The following is a 21,359-nucleotide window of genomic DNA, read 5'->3' on the forward strand; positions in this document are numbered from 1 at the left end:
GCTGAAGCAGTTAACCTCCCTGTCAGCTTAAAACATCCATTCCCGCGCCCAGTTCGCGGCTATTTCCGGCGGCAGTTTCTGCAGGTGAACCGCTTCTGCTCCCTGCCAGCGGGCAAAACGGATGATCGCCTGGCGCCAATCCGCCAGCAGTCCCTCGTTTATCTTCACGCCCGGTTCCAGCCAGAGCTGTTTGACCAGCAAAATTTTTTCTTTACGCAGCATTTTTGCGTCCAGCCGCCCTTTCAACGCCCCGCGATGAAGTATCGGCAGGACAAAATAACCGTATTGCCGCTTTGCTTCCGGCGTGTAGCACTCCAGCCGATAGGCGAAGTTAAATAATTCCAGCGCCCGCTTGCGATCCCAGACAAGCGGATCGAAAGGCGACAACAACGTGGTACAGGTTGCACGGCTGTTTTCTTCCAGCATCGACAGCCGGGAATGGTGCAGATAACACTGACCCAGCTTTTCGACGTCAACCGGCACGACCTCTCCCGTCTCCAGCCATTCCGCAAGGATGGTCTTAATCGGCGCGCGTTTCAGCCGATAATAGTCCGCCAGCCAGTCGGCGCGGAAGAGCCCGAGACTCTGCGCGCTGTTACGCAGCATCTGCCTGACCGCTTCTTTTTCTTCCAGCGCGTGAAGGGCGTCGTCCCAGTGCGGCAGCACACGCTGACGCAAATCGTAGACTCGCTGAAAGTTACGCCGCTCCACGACCATAAGTTCACCGGCGGTAAAAAGGTTTTCCAGATGACGCTTGTGCGGCTTCCATGACCACCAGCCTCCGCGCTGGCCGTCCGGCGAAGCGAAATCGGCGGATCTTACCGGCCCGTGCGCTTCGATATGCGCCAGCAGCTCCGCCACTTCCTGCTGTCTGGTTGCGGCCCATTCAGCGTTATATTTCCAGCCCATAGCCTGCGGCGAAAGCATACGATGGCGCAGCAGCGGATAATCTTCAGCAGGAATAAAGCAGGCTTCATGCGCCCAGTACTCAAACAGCTGGCCCGCCGCCAGCGCCTGTTCCAGCCACTCGGGCGGATAGTCGCCCAGCCGGCTGAACAGCACCAGATAAGGACTGCGGGCAACCACGTTGATGGTATCGATCTGCAGCAAAGACATTTGCCGCATGCTGCGGAGAAGATCGGCGAACTGCGCCTTTCGCCGTGGCGGACGCAGTAATCCCTGCGCAGCAAGATGAATATGACGAGCCTGAGTGAGCGGGAGAGATAGCATAATGCACCTGTACAGGTAAGGTGCATTCAGTTTAGCGGACTATTATCTCTAAGCGCAGCGATGCGATCCAGCAACGCACTGGCCTGCTCGGGTGGCAGTTCCGCATCTACCGGCAAATACCACCAGTTGGCGGCAGCGAAACGGCTTGCTTTGACCGCGTCTTTTTCCGTCATCAGCAGTTGCTGGCTCCCTGTGGTCAGCGCTTTGAGCTGCGCTTCGCTGTAATCCTGATGATCGGCGAAAGGCACTTCTTTAACCGGCGCAAGGCCATGCTGACGCAGCGTAGAGAAAAAGCGCGGCGGATGGCCGATACCCGCCATTGCCACCACTTCGGCAATCGCGTTCAGCGGCTGGGCCTGACGGGTCTGCAGGTTAATCGCCTGACCCGGCACAAGCCGCATCGGGATTTCACCAGCTTGCGCGCTGCCGCCGTTATTGATTAGCGCATCCACGCTTTTAAGACGCGAAGCCCGTTCCCGCATTGGGCCAGCCGGCAACCACCAGCCGTTGCCAAAACGTCGCTGACCGTCGATCACCACGATTTCAAAATCCCTTGCCAGCGCATAATGCTGCAGGCCGTCATCGGTAATAATGATATCGATATCGCCCTGCGCCAGCAGCGCCGCTACCGCCTCTTTTCGCCTGGGCGAAACAGCGACCGGCGCGCCGGTGCGCTGATGGATCAGCACAGGTTCGTCGCCCGCTTCAGCTGGCGTTGTCCGGCGATCGAGCATCAGCGGATAAGCCTGTGCTTTGCCACCGTAGCCACGAGAAACCACGGCAGGCCGCAGACCGCGCTGATGCAAAGCCTGAACCAGCCAGATCACTACCGGCGTCTTGCCGTTGCCGCCCGCCGTCAGATTACCCACAACAACGACAGGCACTGAAGCACGCCACGCTTTGCGCCAGCCAAGCCGGTAGCTCAACCGAATCAGCCAGCTAACGAGTCCGTAAAGCCAGCTGAGCGGCAGCAAAAGCCGCCACAGCCAGCATTCGCCGCTCCAGATGCGCTCAATCATTGCCCAAACTGCATTTTGTGCAGCTGGGCATAGGCGCCCCGATGTGCCAACAGTTCCGTATGGGTGCCGCGCTCCACGATATGGCCATCTTCGACCACAACGATTTCGTCCGCTTTTTCAATAGTGGAGAGACGATGCGCAATCACCAGCGAGGTGCGGTTCTTTTGCAGTTCGTCCAGCGCGGACTGAATAGCGCGTTCCGATTCGGTATCCAGCGCGGAAGTTGCCTCATCCAGAATCAGAATCGGGCAGTCGCGCAGCAGCGCGCGGGCTATAGCGATACGCTGACGCTGTCCACCGGAAAGCAGCACGCCGTTTTCACCAATCACCGTATCCAGGCCTTTATCCATTTTATTGATAAAGTCCATCGCATGAGCCATCGTTGCCGCTCTTTCAATATCTTCGCGGCTGTACTTTTCATTGCGGGCGTAGGCGATATTGTTCGCTACGGTATCGTTAAACAGGTGCACATTCTGCGAAACCAGCGCAACCTGATTACGCAGCGAGCTGAGGGTATACTCGCGTAAATCGTGACCGTCCATCAGGATTTCGCCCTGCTGAATATCATAAAAACGCGTCATCAGGCTGGCGATAGTGGATTTACCGGAGCCGGAACGTCCAACCAGCGCCACCGTTTTGCCTTCCGGGATAGCAAGATTGATATTATGCAGCGCTGGCGTTTCGCGCCCAGGGTAGGTAAAGGTGACGTTGCGGAACTCTACGTCGCCGCGGGCGCGCTCTACGACGCGAGTCCCGGTATCCACTTCCTGCTCGCTATCCAGAATGGAAAACAGCGTCTGGCAGGCGGCCATCCCGCGCTGGAACTGCGCGTTAACGTTGGTCAGCGACTTCAGCGGACGCATCAGCGCGATCATCGAAGAGAAGACGACGGTAATCGTGCCCGCCGTCAGCGTCGCCATTACGCTTGGGAAACTGGCCGCGTAGAGTACGAAAGCCAACGCCAGCGAGGCGATAAGCTGAATAATAGGATCGGAAACCGAAGAGGCGGAAACCAGCTTCATGCCCTGCTGACGCATGCGGTTGCTGACATGATCGAAACGCTGGCTTTCGATTTTTTGTCCACCGAAAATCAGGACTTCTTTGTGTCCTTTCAGCATCTGCTCGGCGCTGGTGGTCACCTGCCCCATCGTATTCTGCATATTTTTGCTGATATTGCGGAAACGTTTCGACACGGTGCGGATAGCGAAAGAAACGACCGGCGCCAGCAGGATCAGGATTAACGACAGCTGCCAGCTGTAGTAAAACATCATAATAAACAGGCCGATAATTGAAGCACCTTCGCGCACTACGGTAACCAGCGCGCTGGAAGAGGATGAAGCGACCTGCTCGGAATCATAGGTAATGCGCGACAGCAGCGTCCCGGTGGACTGCTGATCGAAAAACGCGACGGGCATTCCCATCATATGGCTGAACAGGCGGCGGCGCATCGACATCACCACGTTGCCTGAAACCCATGAGATACAATAGCTTGAGATATAGCTTGAAACGCCGCGCACCAGCATTAAGCCAATAACGGCCAGGGGCATCCAGACCAGCACGGAGGAGTCCGCTTTACCAAAACCGTCATCCAGCAGCGGCTTCAGCAGGGACATCATCAGCACGTCGCCCGCCGCATTGATAATAAGCGCAACGGAGGAGACAGCCAGACCCGCTTTGAAAGGTTTGATCATCGGCCAGAGGCGTTGAAATGTCTGCCAGGTGGAGAGATCTTTGTCCTGATGCATGAGTTAACCAGCTTCCAATTGAAATAGCCGCTCATTCTAACTGGAATAACGTGTCACGCCAAACCACTGATGATACCAACGGGGCATTATTTGCGCTCTTAACCTTAAAACGCGCCAGTTTTCCTTAGAAAATTCTACGCTGATTTGCCCCTCCACAGCCGTGTCGTACCAGCGGTAATGATTCGCCATATAGCGCTCAATTATCCTTTCCGCTGGCAGCTTCCAGGCGCTGTAGCGCGCGGCCGAAGCCAGCGCCACGCGACCAGAGACTCTTCTGAGTAAAGGCGGCGAGGACGACGTGGCGCTGCCATGATGGGGAACCTGAATGACTTCGGCGCGCAAAGCCTTGCCATAATGCCTGACCAGTTGCAGTTCCGCTGGCGCTTCAAGATCGCCTGTTAGCAGCACCCGCCATTTTCCGTCCGTTACCATGATGACGCAGGACTGGTTATTACCGCTCTCTTGCTGCGGCCGCGCCGGCCAGAGCGGCTGAAAAGTCAGCGTCTGCCAGCGCCAGCTTTGGCCCCGGTGACAGGGCAAGTGATCCTGCCAGCCCAGGCCGCTGTGGATTGTCGCAGCCGGAAATGCTTTCTGCAGGCTCTCCAGCCCGCCGATATGGTCGAGATGGCCGTGGCTCAGAATGATGTGCTGTATCGACAACCCTTGCCAGCGAAGCCAGGGAAGGATCTGACTTGAGGCGGCATCACCACCCGCCCACTTATTCCCTGTGTCATAAATAACCGCGTTTCCTCGCTGAGAAATCACCATGGCCAGACCGTGGCCGATATCCAACATATCCAGGCGCCACTCCGGCTGCCTGACGCTCAATCGCCAGCACAACAGCGCCAGACATAAACCGACCAGCGTAAAGGGAGAGCTTCGCCACCAGCTAAAACGCCATGCAATGGCGGCCAGCAGGCAAATTGGGCTCAGCCACAGTGCCTGCTGGCTAAATGCCAGCCAGCCGTCAGGCAACAATTGCAAAGGATAAAATAGCAGCGACAGCGACCCGTCGGCACCGCGCCACAACAGCTGGCTCAAAGGATAAAATGGCAGCGAGAGGATAGCGCCGAGGATCAGCGGCACGGTAATCAGCGTAACCAACGGCACCGCCCATAAATTAGCCAGTAGCGCGCTCAAACTTATGCCGTGAAAAACAGCTACCTGTAGCGGCATCAGAAGTAAAAACAGCCCCAACTGCAGATGTAGCAGCCGCAGCGGCAACCAGCGCTTGCTGTGGGTGAAGCGCCCTGAAAGCGGAAACCATTGATACCAGAAAAGCAGACCGGCAACGGCTGACGCAGAGAGCCACAGGCTATCTGACAAAATACTTAAAGGATCGAAAAAAAGGATAGCGCCGATACAAAGCTGCCAGACCTGCCAGCCGCTGCAGTTTCTTCCCTTAAGACGCAGCAGGCTCCAGCAGGCAATCGCAATAATTGCCCGCAGCGCCGGAGGGTTGCCGCCGGAAAGCCAGCAGTAGATCAGCGCCAGCAGAAAACCGCTGGCCAGCGGAAAACGATAGCCTGTACGTCTGGCAGGAAAGCAGAGCTGGATAATCCTTGCTGTCAGCCAGCCGACCGTAGCCGCCAGGCCGATATGCATCCCGGAAATCGCCATCAGATGCGCCGTTCCGGTTTCCTTTAGCAGCATTTTAATATCGCTGCCAAGTTCACCCCGCTCGCCAAATGCCAGCGCAAGCATGACGCCTTGCCAGGGCATAGCAGCAAAAATCCGTGTGCTTTTCTGGATTATTCTGTCACGCCAGCTGCAGCGGCCGTCGATCATCTGTAGCGTCAGCGCTTTGCCCGTCAGCGGCGTGCTGTTAGCCAGCGCAAAGCGCTGCGCGTCAAACCCGCCTTCGTTAAGACGTGCGTGAACGGGCCGTAGTTTCAGTTTCATCTGCCATCGCTGACCCGGGCAAAAGCTCTGTTTTAGCCCCTGGATACTGAGCAGTGCGTACACTGGCGGAAAAATTGGCTTTTTTGCTACCTCAATAACACGGACTTTGACACGCTGCGTTTGCGTCTGGAGCTGCTCAATCTCTGTTAAAGCTTCGACAGGGCCAGCAGAAAGCAGGGTTGTCTGCTGTAGCAATTTCTGCGCAGGTGAAACGGCCCAAAGAAAAAGCAGCAACACAACGGCAGCTTCCTTTAACCAGTTTCGTCGCATAGCCATCAGCAGCACGGCCAGAATAAATAGCAGACGAATTGTGCGGGCATCGGGTAAGGACGCAAGCCAGCAAAGCGGCAAGGCCGCAATGATCATCCACATAGCTAATCGACTAAGACTGTAGGGCATACTGCACTCTCCACTATTTATAGTGGGAGTCTGGCGGGATTTTGTAGCCAGCGCAGCCGAGGTTTTCTTGTTTTCAGCAGCGTTGCGCAAAGATTTCAGTGGTATTGCAGTGTGCGACAGGCTTTTTGCGAGCGGGCTTCTGACCTGATGACGATTAGCGATGGCAGATAGCAGATAGCAGACAAAAAAAAACGACACCGAAGTGTCGTTTTATTGCGTGGTAATGCGAAACCTTAGCCGTAAATATTAGCGCGATCGCGTAATTCCTTGCCCGGTTTGAAGTGTGGAACGTATTTACCTTCCAGTTCAACCTTGTCGCCCGTTTTCGGGTTACGTCCGGTGCGAGGCGCGCGATAGTGCAAAGAAAAACTGCCGAAGCCCCGGATTTCGATGCGTTCGCCCTGGGCCAGCGTTGTGGCCATGTGCTCCAGCATCTCTTTTACCGCATCCTCAACGACTTTCGCCGGAATATGAGAGTGCTGGCCAGCAAGTCTTTCAATCAGTTCTGACTTGGTCATAAATCCTCCGGTTAATCCCTGTTGGAATAAGCTCTGGCAGTAACGGCAGGTTCAGGGCAGCTTATGCCGCCCTGATGCAAGCGCAATTACTCGCCTTTAGCTGCTTTGAACGCTTCAGCCATTGCGTTAGAGAAGTTGCCTTCTTCCTGTTTGGTGTTAACAGTGTTGATGGCTTCTTTCTCGTCAGCCTGGTCTTTAGCACGAACAGACAGGCTCACAACGCGGTTTTTACGATCCACGCCGGTGAACTTGGCTTCAACATCGTCGCCTACGTTCAGAACCAGAGTAGCGTCTTCTACGCGGTCGATTGAAGCTTCAGAAGCGCGCAGGTAACCCTCAACGCCGTCTGCCAGTTCAACTGTAGCACCTTTAGCGTCAACTGCAGTCACTTTACCGTTAACAATGGCACCTTTCTTGTTCAGAGAGATGTAGTTGTTGAACGGATCTTCTGCCAGCTGCTTAACGCCCAGGGAGATACGCTCGCGCTCTGCGTCAACCTGCAGAACCACGGCTGCGATTTCGTCGCCTTTCTTGTATTCACGTACTGCTTCTTCTCCGGTAGCGTTCCAGGAGATGTCAGACAGGTGAACCAGGCCGTCGATGCCGCCGTCCAGGCCGATGAAGATACCGAAGTCAGTGATTGACTTGATTTTACCTTCAACGCGGTCGCCCTTGTTGTGGGTTTCTGCGAACTGCTGCCATGGGTTAGATTTGCACTGCTTCAGACCCAGGGAGATACGACGACGCTCTTCGTCGATGTCCAGAACCATAACTTCAACAACATCGCCAACGTTAACAACTTTAGACGGATGAATGTTTTTGTTGGTCCAGTCCATTTCGGATACGTGCACCAGGCCTTCAACGCCTTCTTCGATTTCAACGAAGCAGCCGTAGTCGGTCAGGTTGGTCACGCGACCAGTCAGACGAGTGCCTTCCGGGTAACGCTTAGCGATTGCGACCCATGGATCTTCGCCCAGCTGTTTCAGACCCAGAGAAACACGGGTACGTTCGCGGTCGAACTTCAGCACTTTAACAGTGATTTCGTCGCCAACGTTGACGATTTCGCTTGGATGCTTAACGCGTTTCCAGGCCATGTCAGTGATGTGCAGCAGGCCGTCAACGCCGCCCAGATCAACGAATGCACCGTAGTCAGTGAGGTTCTTAACGATACCTTTAACTTCCATGCCTTCCTGCAGGTTTTCCAGCAGCTGATCGCGCTCTGCGCTGTTTTCGGATTCGATAACCGCACGACGTGAAACCACCACGTTGTTGCGCTTCTGATCCAGCTTGATTACTTTGAATTCAAGCTCTTTGCCTTCCAGGTGCAGCGTGTCGCGCACTGGACGAACGTCAACTAGGGAACCTGGCAGGAACGCGCGAATACCGTTCAGCTCAACTGTGAAGCCACCTTTAACTTTGCCGTTGATAACACCGGTAACAGTTTCAGCATCTTCGTAAGCTTTTTCCAGCGTGAGCCAGGCTTCGTGACGCTTAGCTTTCTCACGGGACAGCAGGGTTTCACCGAAGCCGTCTTCTACTGCGTCCAGCGCAACGTCAACTTCGTCGCCAACCTGGATTTCCAGTTCGCCGGCTGCGTTCTTGAACTGCTCTGCAGGAATTGCAGATTCAGATTTCAGACCCGCATCAACCAGAACTACGTCTTTGTCGATAGAGACAACAACGCCACGAACAATGGAACCCGGGCGGGTTTCGATTTCTTTCAGGGACTCTTCAAAGAGTTGAGCAAAAGATTCAGTCATATTGATAATCTTCAGGATTCTTCAATTTAACGTCCATCTGACTTCCTGCCGGATGGGGTTGTTTCACATGCCCTGTGACGTCCATATCACAGGGTTAAAAAAATCGGTTCGACGACGCTACTGCGGCAGAGAAAGTTTTTCACGCGCATAATTCAGCGCTGTTTCTATTACCTGCTCGATCGACATACTGGTCGAATCCAGCACCAGCGCGTCTTCTGCCGGCCTTAACGGTGCGATAGCACGGTTACGGTCGCGGTCGTCTCGCTCTTTTATCTCGGATAAAAGGCGTTCAAAGTTAACACTAAAGCCCTTCTCCTGCAACTGTAGCATACGGCGATGAGCGCGCTCTTCCGAACTGGCATCAAGGAAAATTTTCACCTGGGCGTCCGGAAAAACCACCGTACCCATATCTCTGCCGTCTGCGATCAGGCCCGGCGCTTCGCGAAAGCCTCGCTGACGACGCAGCAGCGCCTCACGGACGCGAGGGAAAGCCGCAACCTTAGAGGCCGTGTTGCTGACCTCCTGGGTACGAATCTCGCCGGAAACGTCTTCGCCTTCAAGAATAACCGCCATTTCGCCATCAGCAGGCATAAAGCGGACGTCAAGATGCGCCGCTATCGGCACTAACGCCTCTTCAGAGGTAATATCCACCTGATGATGCAGCGCGGCCAGCGCCAGCACGCGATAAATAGCGCCTGAATCCAACAGATGCCAGTTCAATGCCTCAGCCATTGCTTTGCATAAGGTCCCTTTACCGGCTCCGCCTGGACCATCAATGGTGATCACCTGGACTATAGGCGTCATGTCGTTCTCCTGTTGGTGGGATGCCTGTACCCGCTCAGGCAAATAACGACGCATATTATACGCTGCTCCACTCGCGATAGTTACCCCTTAAGCGTAGACGCGCGAAAATATATGGCAGGGCCGTAATCTGTTTGATGGGAAATTGATGTGTAAAGCGTGAGAGAGCTCGCAACCCGCCGCACTCAGATACGGCGGGTTACCCGTTATGCCGACTGGCTAAGACGAGCGAGCTGGTCGAAATAGTCCGGGAAGGTTTTGGCCGTACATTTTGGATCAAGAATGGTGACCGGCGTACTGGATAGCGCCACCAGCGAGAAGCACATCGCCATACGATGATCGTTGTAGGTGCCTATTTCGGCATAGCGGATAGCTTCAGGAGGCGTAACGCGAATGTAATCGTGCCCCTCTTCCACTTCCGCGCCGACTTTGCGCAGCTCCGTCGCCATCGCGGCAAGGCGATCGGTCTCTTTCACGCGCCAGTTATAAATATTGCGCATTACCGTCGTGCCTTTGGCGAACAGCGCTGCCGTAGCGATGGTCATAGCGGCATCCGGAATATGGTTCATATCCAGATCGATCGCATTCAGCTCTCCGCGCGTACAGGCGATATAGTCGTCGCCCCACTCGATAACTGCGCCCATCTTTTCCAGCACGTCGGCAAAGCGAATATCGCCCTGCATACTGTTGCGGCCGATCCCCGTCACTTTCACCGTACCGCCTTTAATCGCCGCCGCCGCCAGAAAATAGGAAGCGGAAGAGGCATCGCCCTCAACGAGATAGTCGCCTGGCGAGGTGTAGCTCTGATTGCCGGCAATGCGGAAGACGCTATAGCTGTCGTTTTGCACCGTGACGCCAAACGTCTTCATCAAATTCAGAGTGATATCGATATAGGGTTTGGAAACCAGCTCACCTTTAATGGTGATAATGGTGTCGCGTGGAGCCAGCGGCGCGGTCATTAACAAAGCGGTCAGGAACTGGCTGGAAACGCTGCCGTCGACGGCGACATCGCCACCGCTAAAGCCGCCTTTGATCCGCAGCGGCGGGTAATTTTGCTGCTCCAGATAGTCGATTTGCGCGCCGCCCTGGCGTAAAGCATCCACCAGATGACCGATGGGACGCTCTTTCATGCGCGGCTCGCCCGTCAGCACGATATCGCCTTCGCCCAGGCACAGCGCGGCCGCCAGCGGACGCATCGCCGTGCCGGCGTTGCCCAGGAAAAGTTCCAGCGGCCCGGTCGACTGAAGCGGGCCACCTAATCCGAAAACTGCGCACTCGGTACGGTTTGCAGAGAGCGTGTAGCTTACGCCCAGAGCCTGCAGCGCGTTAAGCATATGGCGCACGTCATCGCTGTCTAGCAGATTGGTCAGATGAGTGGTTCCTTTCGCCAGCGCGGCAAGCAGCAAAGCGCGGTTAGAAACGCTTTTAGAGCCGGGTAGGTTGACGGTGCCGTCGATCCTGGCAATGGGCTGTAACGTCAGGGATTCCTGCATGTGAAACTTGTTCTCCAGATAAAATGCGATAAACCCTGCGGCCTGGCAGGGTTTTCGTTACAAAGCCGCAGCGGAGATTAACCGTGGCGACGTTCGAAGTCAGTCATAAAGTCGGTTAACGCCTTAACGCCTTCCAGCGGCATAGCGTTATAGATGGAAGCACGCATACCGCCGACCGCACGATGGCCTTTTAGCGCGTGCAGGCCTGCCGCAAAGGACTCCTCCAGGAAAAGCTTATCCAGCGCGGCATCGGCCAGCTGGAAAGGCACATTCATGCGCGAGCGGTTGGCCACGGCGACGCCGTTGCGGTAAAAATCGCTGTTATCAATGGTGCCGTACAGCAGATCCGCTTTCGCCTGATTGCGTTTATCCATTTCCGCCACGCCGCCCTGCTCTTTCAGCCATTTAAACACCAGGCCGGAAAGATACCATGCGAAAGTTGGCGGCGTGTTAAACATAGAGTCGTTTTCGCTCAGGACTTTGTAATCCAGTATCGACGGCAGTGCTTTCTGCGCTTTGCCCAGCAAATCCTCACGCACTACCACCAGCGTCAGACCGGCTGGCCCGATATTTTTCTGCGCGCCAGCGTAGAGCACGCCATAACGGCTGATATCAAGCGGTCGGGAAAGGATGGTTGATGACAGATCGGCCACGGCAATTTTGTCGCCGAAATCCGGTTCTTCATTAATAGCGATGCCATCAATGGTTTCGTTTGGGCAGAAATGGACATAGGCCGCTTCATCGGAAAGCGACCACTGATTCATTGGCGTAATAGCGCTTAGTCCGTCGACGCTGGTTTTGACGTCGATAACGTTAGGCGTACAGTATTTTTCCGCTTCTTTTATGGCGCTGTGCGCCCAGTAGCCGCCATCAGCATAGTCCGCAGTGCTATGACTACCCAGCAGATTCATCGGTATCGCGGCGAACTGCGCGCGTGCGCCGCCATGACAGAACAATACTTTGTAATTTGAGGGGATTTTTAGCAGATCGCGAAAGTCGCTTTCCGCTTCTACAGCCACCTGCGTAAACTCTTTGCTGCGGTGGCTGATCTCCATTACGGAAGTTCCTAATCCCTGCCAGTTGCAGAGTTCCTGTTCGGCACGACGCAGTACTTCCACCGGCAGCATTGCTGGTCCGGAGCTAAAATTGAAAACCTGGCTCATTTCCCCTCACCACATTCAGATCAATCGATTTCGAGTCTGCTATCGGTTTTATCATTGCCACCAGGCGGCTGCAATGTTTAATCGGGTCAGCCGACCAGTTATGCGGCCTGCGCTGCAACAGCTTGTAGGGTGAAACAGAGGAAGCACGATATTTTGTGAGGCGTCTTCCGGTAAGCCATTTTCATGGCCGATCTTTATTCAAGAAAATGCCACTATGGCCGGGATAAAACGGTTCGTCGGATAGCGAACAGGCGGGAAACCCCGTATCATGGCGCGCTTTCGACACAATCAAAACGAGTGGGCACTATGACGCAAACTTATATTCCAGGCAAAGACGCCGCTCTGGAAGACTCCATCGCACGTTTTCAGCAGAAACTACAGGATCTCGGTTTCCATATCGAAGAAGCTTCCTGGCTGAATCCGGTTCCTCATGTCTGGTCGGTACATATTCGCGATCGCGACTGCCCGCTCTGTTTCACTAATGGCAAAGGCGCCAGTAAAAAAGCTGCGCTGGCCTCAGCGCTGGGCGAGTATTTCGAGCGCCTGTCGACTAACTACTTCTTTGCCGATTTCTGGCTGGGCAAGGCGATCGCCAATGGCGATTTTGTCCATTACCCTGACGAAAAATGGTTTCCGCTGCCGGAAGACGACAGCTTGCCGGAAGGCATCCTCGATGCACGTCTGAAAGACTTTTACGATCCCGAGCAGTCATTAAGCGCCAGCGAGCTAATCGATCTTCAGTCGGGTAATGCCGCGCGCGGCATCTGCAGCCTGCCTTTTACTCGTCAGTCAGACCAGCAAATCGTCTATATCCCGATGAACATTATCGGCAACCTTTATGTCTCTAACGGCATGTCGGCAGGTAACACCGCTAACGAAGCGCGCGTTCAGGGGCTTTCCGAAGTCTTCGAGCGCTACATCAAAAACCGTATTATCGCCGAAGCTATCAGCCTGCCAGCTATTCCGCAAGCGGTGCTCGATCGCTATCCAGGCGTGGTTGAATCCATTGCGAAACTGGAAGCAGAAGGTTTTCCTATTTTCGCTTACGACGCCTCTCTGGGCGGTAAGTATCCAGTGATTTGCGTAGTGCTGTTTAACCCGCAAAACGGCACTTGCTTCGCTTCTTTCGGCGCGCATCCCGATTTCGGCGTAGCGCTGGAACGCACCGTAACGGAACTGCTGCAGGGCCGTGAGCTGAAAGACCTTGATGTCTTTACGCCGCCAACGTTCGACGATGAAGAAGTTGCCGAACACGCCAACCTCGAAACCCACTTTATCGATTCCAGCGGTTTGATTTCCTGGGATATGTTCAAAGACGAAGCGGATTATCCTTTTGTTGACTGGAGCTTCGCCGGCACCACGCAGGAAGAGTTCGCCACGTTAATGGCTATTTTCAAAGCGGAAGATAAAGAAGTCTATATTGCGGACTATCAGCATCTGGACGTCTATGCCTGCCGGATTATCGTACCGGGCATGTCCGATATTTATCCTGCGGAAGATCTGCTGCTGGCCAACAACAGTATGGGCGCCTATCTGCGCGACACCCTACTTTCGCTGCCTGACAGCCAGTGGGAAAAAGAAGATTACCTGGCGCTGATCGAACGCCTGGACGAAGACGGCCATGATGATTTTACCCGCGTGCGCGAGCTGCTGGGCCTGGCAACAGGTAAAGATAATGGCTGGTACACACTGCGTATCGGCGAGCTGAAAGCCATGCTGGCGCTGGCGGGCGGCGATATCGATCAGGCGCTGATCTGGACGGAATGGACCATGGAGTTTAATGCTTCAGTGTTTACGCCAGCCCGCGCCAACTACTATCGCTGTCTGCAAACGCTGCTGCTGCTGAGCCTTGAGGATGAGCGCGATCCGCTGCAGTATCATAACGCTTTCGTGCGTATGTATGGCCAGGAAGCCGTTGATGCCGCTTCCGCCGCCATTAGTGGCGAAGCGCCGTTCTACGGCTTGCAGAGCGTGGATGAGGATCTGCTCGCCTTCCCGGCTCACCAGTCATTGCTGGCCGCCTATGAAAAGCTGCAGCAGGCAAAACGTCGTTACTGGAAATAAAGTTTTCGGCCCGCCAACAAAAAGCGGGCCGTTATTCAGGACCAGTATTAAATAAAAGAAAATAAATTAACCCCGACAAAAGTTAATAAAAAGTAGCCCAATTATTTCCATAGATTAAATTTTTTATTCACTTCCGATCTTTATTGCCCTTTCCCGTAATAAAAAAATCCAGCGTTATTTAAAAAAATAATAGATATTTTAAAATTTATTTTAAACATAAATATCAACCACTTAAATCATATACCGCACCGTTTTTTTAACGTATTCAGGTCAACCAGGGTGCCAATATGATCCATATCAATTTCTTGCCTATACTCCTTTGTTAGTATTTCGTTGTTGATTAATTTTGGGAGAGGTTAGTGTGAAAGCTGGCAACCCGTTTGATTTACTCTTACCATCGGAAATGGCTAAAGTCGCTGAAGAAGCCGGCGTCTATAAAGCCTCAAAACATCCCTTCACGACATTTTTCCTCGCCATCACGGCGGGCGTCTTTATTTCGATTGCTTTTGTTTTTTATATCACCGCGACAACCGGGACGGAAGCTATACCGTTCGGCGTGGCGAAACTGATTGGCGGCATCTGCTTTTCGCTTGGGCTGATGCTGGTAGTGGTTTGCGGCGCGGACCTCTTTACCTCCACCGTATTGACTATGGTCGCTAAAGCCAGCGGCCGCATTTCATGGAGCCAGCTGGCCCGCAACTGGATCAATGTTTATGTAGGAAATTTCTTTGGCGCGATGTTTTTTGTCGGGCTGATCTGGTTTGCCGGCCAGTACATGGTGGCAAATGGTGCATGGGGTCTGAATGTTCTGCAAACAGCCGACCATAAAATGCACCATACTTTTCTTGAAGCTGTCTGCCTCGGCACGCTTGCTAATCTGATGGTTTGCATGGCGGTATGGATGAGTTACTCCGGCCGCAGCCTGACGGATAAAATGTTGGCGATGGTACTGCCCGTCGCGATGTTCGTTGCCAGCGGTTTCGAACACAGCATTGCCAATATGTTTCTTATCCCTATGGCCATCGTTATCAAAGATTTCGCCTCGCCAGAGTTCTGGCAGGCTACGGGAACCACGGCTGCGCACTTCTCCAGCCTGACGGTAGGCAATTTCATTGTTGATAATCTTATCCCCGTCACGCTTGGCAATATCATCGGCGGCGGATTGCTGGTGGGTCTGACCTACTGGGTTATCTATCTACGGGACGGCGATCATCACTGATTGCTGGCGACAGGATTAAGCCCTGCCGCCATGCGGCAGGAACGAAAGAACTTTATTGAAAAGGTGATCACATGAGCGAGCAAAATGTAAACCAGGCTGCTGCCTGGGCAGGCTTTGCAGAGGGCGAATGGCAGAACAGCATTAACGTCCGTGACTTCATTCAGAAAAACTACACGCCTTATGAAGGCGATGAATCTTTCCTGGCAGGCGCAACCGAAGCGACCAAAGCGCTGTGGGATAAAGTCATGGAAGGCATCAAGACCGAAAACCGCACCCATGCGCCGCTGGATTTTGATACCGATCTGGCCTCCACTATTACTTCCCATGATGCGGGCTATATCGACCGCAAACTGGAAACCATCGTCGGCCTGCAAACCGAAGCTCCGCTGAAGCGCGCGCTGATCCCGTTCGGCGGCATTAAAATGGTGGAAGGTTCCTGTAAAGTCTATGGTCGCGAGCTGGATGCCGGCCTGAAAAAAGTCTTTACCGAATATCGCAAAACCCATAATCAGGGCGTGTTCGACGTCTATACGCCGGATATCCTGCGCTGCCGTAAATCAGGCGTGTTGACCGGCCTGCCGGATGCCTATGGCCGTGGTCGTATCATCGGCGACTATCGCCGCGTCGCGCTTTATGGCATCGACATGCTGATGAAAGATAAGTTTGCGCAGTTCACCTCGCTGCAGAACGATCTTGAAAACGGCGTTAACCTTGAAGCGACTATCCGTCTGCGCGAAGAGATTGCCGATCAGCACCGCGCGCTGCAGCAGATCAAAGAGATGGCTGCGAAATATGGCTGCGATATCTCCGGCCCGGCAAAAACCGCTCAGGAAGCCGTACAGTGGACCTACTTCGGCTATCTGGCCGCTGTTAAATCGCAGAACGGCGCGGCAATGTCCTTTGGCCGCGTATCTACCTTCCTGGATATCTATATTGAACGCGATCTGCAGGCGGGCAAAATCACCGAACAGGATGCCCAAGAGCTGATTGACCATCTGGTAATGAAGCTGCGTATGGTGCGCTTCCTGCGTACGCCTGAATATGACGAGCTGTTCTCCGGCGACCCAATCTGGGCAACGGAATCACTGGCCGGCATGGGCGTCGACGGCCGCACGCTGGTGACCAAAAACAGCTTCCGCTTCCTGAATACGCTTTACACTATGGGGCCTTCGCCAGAGCCGAACATGACCATCCTTTGGTCAGAAAAGCTGCCGCTTAACTTTAAAAAATTCGCGGCTAAAGTCTCCATCGATACCTCCTCGATTCAGTATGAAAACGACGATCTGATGCGTCCTGACTTCAACAACGATGATTACGCTATCGCCTGTTGCGTCAGCCCGATGATCGTGGGCAAACAGATGCAGTTCTTCGGCGCCCGCGCCAACCTGGCGAAAACCATGCTTTATGCCATCAACGGCGGCGTGGATGAAAAACTGAAAATGCAGGTAGGTCCAAAAGATGCGCCAATGATGGATGACGTGCTGGACTACGATAAAGTGATGGATCGTATGGATCACTTTATGGACTGGCTGGCGAAACAGTACGTTACCGCGCTGAACATCATCCATTACATGCATGACAAGTACAGCTATGAAGCTTCGCTGATGGCGCTGCACGATCGCGACGTCTATCGCACCATGGCCTGCGGTATCGCTGGACTGTCGGTAGCCGCTGACTCCCTCTCCGCGATTAAATATGCCAAAGTTTCGCCAATCCGCGATGAGGATGGCCTGGCAGTCGACTTCAATATCGAAGGCGAATATCCGCAGTTCGGTAACAACGATGCCCGCGTAGACGATATCGCCTGCGACCTCGTTGAACGTTTCATGAAGAAAATTCAGCAGCTGCAGACCTATCGCAACGCTGTGCCAACGCAGTCAGTACTGACCATCACCTCTAACGTGGTGTACGGTAAGAAAACGGGTAATACGCCAGACGGTCGTCGTGCCGGCATGCCATTTGGGCCAGGTGCGAACCCAATGCACGGTCGCGACCAGAAAGGCGCTGTCGCTTCACTGACTTCCGTTGCGAAACTGCCTTTTGCCTACGCTAAAGACGGCATCTCCTACACCTTCTCCATCGTGCCTAACGCGTTGGGTAAAGATGACGATGTTCGTAAAGCTAACCTTGCCGGTCTGATGGACGGTTATTTCCACCATGAAGCCTCTATCGAAGGCGGCCAGCATCTGAACGTTAACGTGATGAATCGCGAGATGTTGCTGGACGCGATGGAACATCCTGAGAATTATCCTCAGCTGACCATTCGCGTATCGGGTTATGCGGTTCGCTTCGGCGCTCTGACCAGAGAGCAGCAGCAGGACGTGATTACCCGTACCTTCACCACCTCGTTCTAAAGACAACAAAGCTCCGGCTTGCCGGAGCTTTTTTTAGCCTGATTTGCCAGCCATCTCACTACAGGTTGCTGGCAAAACAGACTTAACGCAGCTGCAGACTGCGTACCAGCTTCCGGGCTGGTTTACTATGGAGAATTCATCGCAATGTCAATTAAAGGCCGTATTCACTCATTCGAATCCTGCGGAACCGTTGACGGTCCCGGCATCCGTTTTATTACCTTTTTTCAGGGCTGCCTGATGCGCTGCCTCTACTGCCATAACCGCGACACCTGGGATACGCATGGCGGTACGGAGATCACCGTAGAGGAGCTGATGAAAGAGGTAGTGACCTATCGCCACTTTATGAACGCGTCCGGCGGCGGAGTGACCGCTTCCGGCGGTGAGGCTATCCTGCAGGCGGAGTTTGTACGCGACTGGTTTCGCGCCTGTCATGCTGAAGGCATCCATACCTGCCTGGATACCAACGGCTTCGTCCGCCGCTACGATCCGGTTATCGACGAACTGCTGGAAGTCACCGATCTGGTTATGCTGGATCTGAAACAAATTAATGACGATGTGCATCAAATTCTGGTAGGCGTCTCTAATCGCCGCACTATGGATTTCGCCCGCTATCTGGCCAAAAAGAAAATCCGCACCTGGATACGCTACGTCGTGGTACCTGGCTATTCCGATGATGATGACTCAGCGCACCGGCTGGGAGAGTTCACCCGCGATATGGGCAATGTAGAGAAGATAGAGATGCTGCCCTACCATGAGCTGGGGAAACACAAATGGCTGGCGATGGGCGAAGAATATAAGCTGGACGGTGTTCATCCGCCCAAAAAAGAGACGATGGAGCGGATTAAACATATTCTGGAAGGCTATGGGCACAAAGTGATGTACTAACGAGCGGCAAGCCGCTCGTTGTTATCAGGCATGCGCAACAGGCGTGGCATGGCGATCCGCCTTGCGCAGCAGCATCATCAGGTAAATCAACGCAACCGCAGCAATCGTCACGAACAGCACCCGGTCAGAATAGCTCTGCATCAACATTGAGGTCAGCGCCGGGCCAGCCAGGCTACCGGTGGTATAGCTCAGGAGCAGCGCCTGATTCATCGCTACCAGCTCATGATGCGCGACTTTTTCGCAGGCCCAGGACATGGCAACAGGATAGAGCGTAAAGCCTGAACAGCCTAATACAAAGAGCGCTGGCGCCATTGCCGCGTTGCTGAGCATCGCCACAGCGCCCAGGATCACGCCAAACACCAGCACGCGCAGCACCAGCAGTCGACCATAGCGGTCAGCCAGACGCCCTACCGGCCATTGACCGATTATTCCTGCGCTAATCAATAATGCCATCCAGTAACCCACGCTGGAGTCGCTCATTCCCTGATGAGAGAGATAAAGCGGCATCAGACCGTACAGTGAGCCCAGCAGGATCCCGGAAATGATACAGCCGTTAATGCCCAACCGCGCGCTGCGACGACGCAGCATGGACCACATACGGCCAGCAGGCGCTTCTTCGCCTTCTTCCCTGCCGGTAACGCGGGTGAAAACCAGCGGCAGAATAGCGGCCACAATAAAGCCGGTGACCCAGGGCAAAGTATGCAGTAGCTCAGTTGAAACTTTGCTGACCAACAGTTGGCCAATTACCGTCGCTATATAGTAAACAATCATATAGGCCGCAAGCAGCTGTCCGCGGTTACGTAAGGTGCCATTGCACAACAGCGCGCTTTCCACCACTACCCAAATCAGCGCGCAGCCAATGCCTGCGACAAAACGCCAGATGGACCATGACCAGAAGCCCTGATCCAGACCCAGCGCAGCGGTAGCCAGGGCAAACAGCACGGTGGCAATATAGTAAGCGCGATTAAAACCCAGCCGCTTAATCAACCAGCCTGCCAGCAAGGTGCCAAGCAAGTTTCCCGTGAAATAGGCGGAACTGACCGTGCCGACCTGCCAGGTTGGCAACGAATCATGGGTAAGCCACAGCGGCACCAGCGTGTTAAGCACGGCGATAGCGATCGTCAGCAGCAGCAGGCCGCAAAGCAGCACAATAACGGGACGGGACCAGGTAGACATAGTCAGAAATGACCAAAATAAGGAAGATTTTGCGCGCATAATGCCATCGGGCGGATTATTGTCAACGGGCCAAATTTTACGACCGCACAATTTGCCGCGCGCTGATTTAATTCTTTTATCCGCTGTTGAGCAACTACCGATTAAAAGACAGGCAACCTTTATCTAATTAAATGAAAAACAGTACTTTATTTATAAAGAGCATTTTTAAATCGATAACTTTTATTGCTGGATGATCAGGCCGCAGACGAAAAAAAACCTGCAGGTTTAACCCACAGGTTTGTTCTCCGTCTGAAAGCGCTTAGCCAATAAACTCCAGCCCTTTCATATAAGGACGCAGCGCTTCCGGCACCTTAATGCGGCCATCCGCCTGCTGATAGTTTTCCAGTACCGCGACCAGCGTACGGCCTACCGCCAGGCCAGAGCCGTTGAGGGTATGCACCAGACGAGTCTTTTTCTCGCCTTTGCTACGGCAGCGCGCCTGCATACGGCGAGCCTGGAAATCCCCCATGTTGGAGCAGGATGAGATTTCGCGATAGGTGTCCTGCGCAGGCAGCCAGACTTCCAGATCGTAGGTTTTGCAGGAGCCAAAGCCCATATCGCCGGTGCAGAGCAGCACTTTACGATAAGGCAGCTCCAGCAGCTGCAGCACTTTCTCCGCATGGCCGACCAGCTCTTCCAGCGCCTGCATAGAGTCTTCCGGACGCGTAATTTGCACCATTTCAACTTTATCGAACTGGTGCATACGGATCAGTCCGCGCGTGTCGCGACCGTAGGCGCCCGCTTCAGAACGGAAACAAGGCGTATGCGCGGTCAGTTTTAGCGGCAGCGACTCTTCTTCCAGAATCTCATCGCGCACTAAATTGGTCAGCGGCACTTCTGCGGTCGGGATCAGCGCATAATTGCTGGAGGAAGCCTCTTCATCCAGCGGACGAGTATGGAAAAGATCTTCGCCGAACTTAGGCAGCTGGCCCGTACCATAAAGCGTGGCATGGTTCACCAGATAAGGCACATAGGTTTCCAGATAACCATGCTGTTCGGTATGCAGATCGAGCATAAACTGGCTGAGCGCGCGGTGCATCAGCGCAATCTGCCCTTTCATTACCACAAAGCGCGAGCCGGTCAGCTTAGCCGCAGCGGCGAAATCAAGACCAGCGGCCATCTCGCCCAGCTCAACGTGATCGCGCACGGCGAAATCGTATTTACGCGGCTCGCCCCAGCGACTGACTTCCTTGTTTTCGCTGTCGTCTTTGCCCAGCGGCACTTCGTCAACAGGGATATTAGGGATCGCTAAAGCAATGTCGCGAATTTCGTTCTGTAACGCATCCAGTTCCGCTTTGGCCGCGTCCAGGCGTTCGCCCAGCGCGTTCACTTCCTGACGTAACGGCTCGATATCTTCCCCACGCGCTTTGGCCTGCCCGATAGATTTGGATCGGGCGTTACGTTCAGCCTGCAGCGTTTCGGTTTCGACCTGCAGAACTTTGCGGCGCTCTTCCTGAGAGCGCAGCGTGTCAACGTCCAGCTTATAGCCCCGGCGTGCCAGTTTTTCAGCGACTGCGTCTGGCTCATTACGCAGCAGATTGGGATCGAGCATGCTTGTCCTGTGATTAGTAAAAAAAGTGGGCGCATCCGCC

15 protein-coding genes are annotated in these 21,359 nt (G+C 54.1%); 4 read left to right on the plus strand and 11 right to left on the minus strand.

Annotated features, from left to right (window positions below; all coding sequences use genetic code 11):
• Positions 1–27: 27 nt before the first annotated feature.
• The 9 genes from MKZ79_RS07850 to serC form a co-directional block, all read right to left on the minus strand.
• Positions 28–1,230, minus strand: a complete 1,203-nt coding sequence (locus tag MKZ79_RS07850; protein ID WP_336141057.1) for a winged helix-turn-helix domain-containing protein — start codon at positions 1,228–1,230, stop codon at positions 28–30.
• A 26-nt stretch (positions 1,231–1,256) separates the two neighbouring features.
• On the minus strand, positions 1,257–2,249 hold the full coding sequence (lpxK, locus tag MKZ79_RS07855) for a tetraacyldisaccharide 4'-kinase (RefSeq protein ID WP_336141058.1): 993 nt from the start codon (positions 2,247–2,249) through the stop codon (positions 1,257–1,259).
• Positions 2,246–3,994 (minus strand): lipid A ABC transporter ATP-binding protein/permease MsbA, encoded by a 1,749-nt coding sequence (gene msbA / locus MKZ79_RS07860; RefSeq protein ID WP_336141060.1) that lies wholly within the window; start codon positions 3,992–3,994, stop codon positions 2,246–2,248. Before msbA ends, lpxK begins: the two co-directional genes overlap by 4 nt.
• A gap of 36 nt (positions 3,995–4,030) precedes the next feature.
• Positions 4,031–6,295, minus strand: a complete 2,265-nt coding sequence (locus MKZ79_RS07865; RefSeq protein WP_336141061.1) for a ComEC family protein — start codon at positions 6,293–6,295, stop codon at positions 4,031–4,033.
• Positions 6,296–6,528: 233 nt separating this feature from the next.
• Positions 6,529–6,813 (minus strand): integration host factor subunit beta, encoded by a 285-nt coding sequence (gene ihfB / locus MKZ79_RS07870; protein WP_013201528.1) that lies wholly within the window; start codon positions 6,811–6,813, stop codon positions 6,529–6,531.
• Positions 6,814–6,899: 86 nt separating this feature from the next.
• The gene (rpsA, locus tag MKZ79_RS07875; RefSeq protein ID WP_336141063.1) at positions 6,900–8,573 is read right to left on the minus strand and encodes a 30S ribosomal protein S1; all 1,674 of its coding nucleotides are present in this window, start codon (positions 8,571–8,573) and stop codon (positions 6,900–6,902) included.
• Positions 8,574–8,690: 117 nt separating this feature from the next.
• Positions 8,691–9,377, minus strand: a complete 687-nt coding sequence (gene cmk / locus MKZ79_RS07880; RefSeq protein ID WP_336141064.1) for a (d)CMP kinase — start codon at positions 9,375–9,377, stop codon at positions 8,691–8,693.
• Between the two features lie 203 nt (positions 9,378–9,580).
• Complete coding sequence (gene aroA / locus MKZ79_RS07885; protein ID WP_336141065.1) at positions 9,581–10,867, minus strand: 3-phosphoshikimate 1-carboxyvinyltransferase; 1,287 nt, start codon at positions 10,865–10,867, stop codon at positions 9,581–9,583.
• Between the two features lie 77 nt (positions 10,868–10,944).
• Entirely contained in the window at positions 10,945–12,030 is a 1,086-nt protein-coding gene (serC, locus tag MKZ79_RS07890; protein WP_336141066.1) for a 3-phosphoserine/phosphohydroxythreonine transaminase, read from the minus strand.
• Between the two features lie 306 nt (positions 12,031–12,336).
• On the opposite strand from serC, the gene ycaO reads away from it, so the two are divergent.
• From ycaO to pflA, 4 genes are all read left to right on the plus strand, one after another.
• A complete protein-coding gene (gene ycaO, locus MKZ79_RS07895; RefSeq protein ID WP_336141067.1) occupies positions 12,337–14,094 on the plus strand; it encodes a 30S ribosomal protein S12 methylthiotransferase accessory factor YcaO in 1,758 nt (585 codons plus the stop codon).
• 361 nt (positions 14,095–14,455) lie between these two features.
• Positions 14,456–15,313, plus strand: coding sequence for a formate transporter FocA (gene focA, locus MKZ79_RS07900; RefSeq protein WP_336141068.1), 858 nt, complete (start codon positions 14,456–14,458; stop codon positions 15,311–15,313).
• A 71-nt stretch (positions 15,314–15,384) separates the two neighbouring features.
• A complete protein-coding gene (gene pflB / locus MKZ79_RS07905; protein WP_336141069.1) occupies positions 15,385–17,667 on the plus strand; it encodes a formate C-acetyltransferase in 2,283 nt (760 codons plus the stop codon).
• Positions 17,668–17,811: 144 nt separating this feature from the next.
• A complete protein-coding gene (pflA, locus tag MKZ79_RS07910) occupies positions 17,812–18,552 on the plus strand; it encodes a pyruvate formate lyase 1-activating protein (protein WP_336141070.1) in 741 nt (246 codons plus the stop codon).
• A gap of 24 nt (positions 18,553–18,576) precedes the next feature.
• On the opposite strand, the gene MKZ79_RS07915 is transcribed toward pflA, so the two are convergent.
• Positions 18,577–19,728, minus strand: a complete 1,152-nt coding sequence (locus MKZ79_RS07915; protein WP_336141071.1) for an MFS transporter — start codon at positions 19,726–19,728, stop codon at positions 18,577–18,579.
• 298 nt (positions 19,729–20,026) lie between these two features.
• Complete coding sequence (gene serS, locus MKZ79_RS07920) at positions 20,027–21,319, minus strand: serine--tRNA ligase (RefSeq protein ID WP_336141072.1); 1,293 nt, start codon at positions 21,317–21,319, stop codon at positions 20,027–20,029.
• Positions 21,320–21,359: the final 40 nt, after the last annotated feature.

The organism is Erwinia sp. CGal63 (genome assembly GCF_037026505.1).
Lineage (GTDB): Bacteria > Pseudomonadota > Gammaproteobacteria > Enterobacterales > Enterobacteriaceae > Erwinia.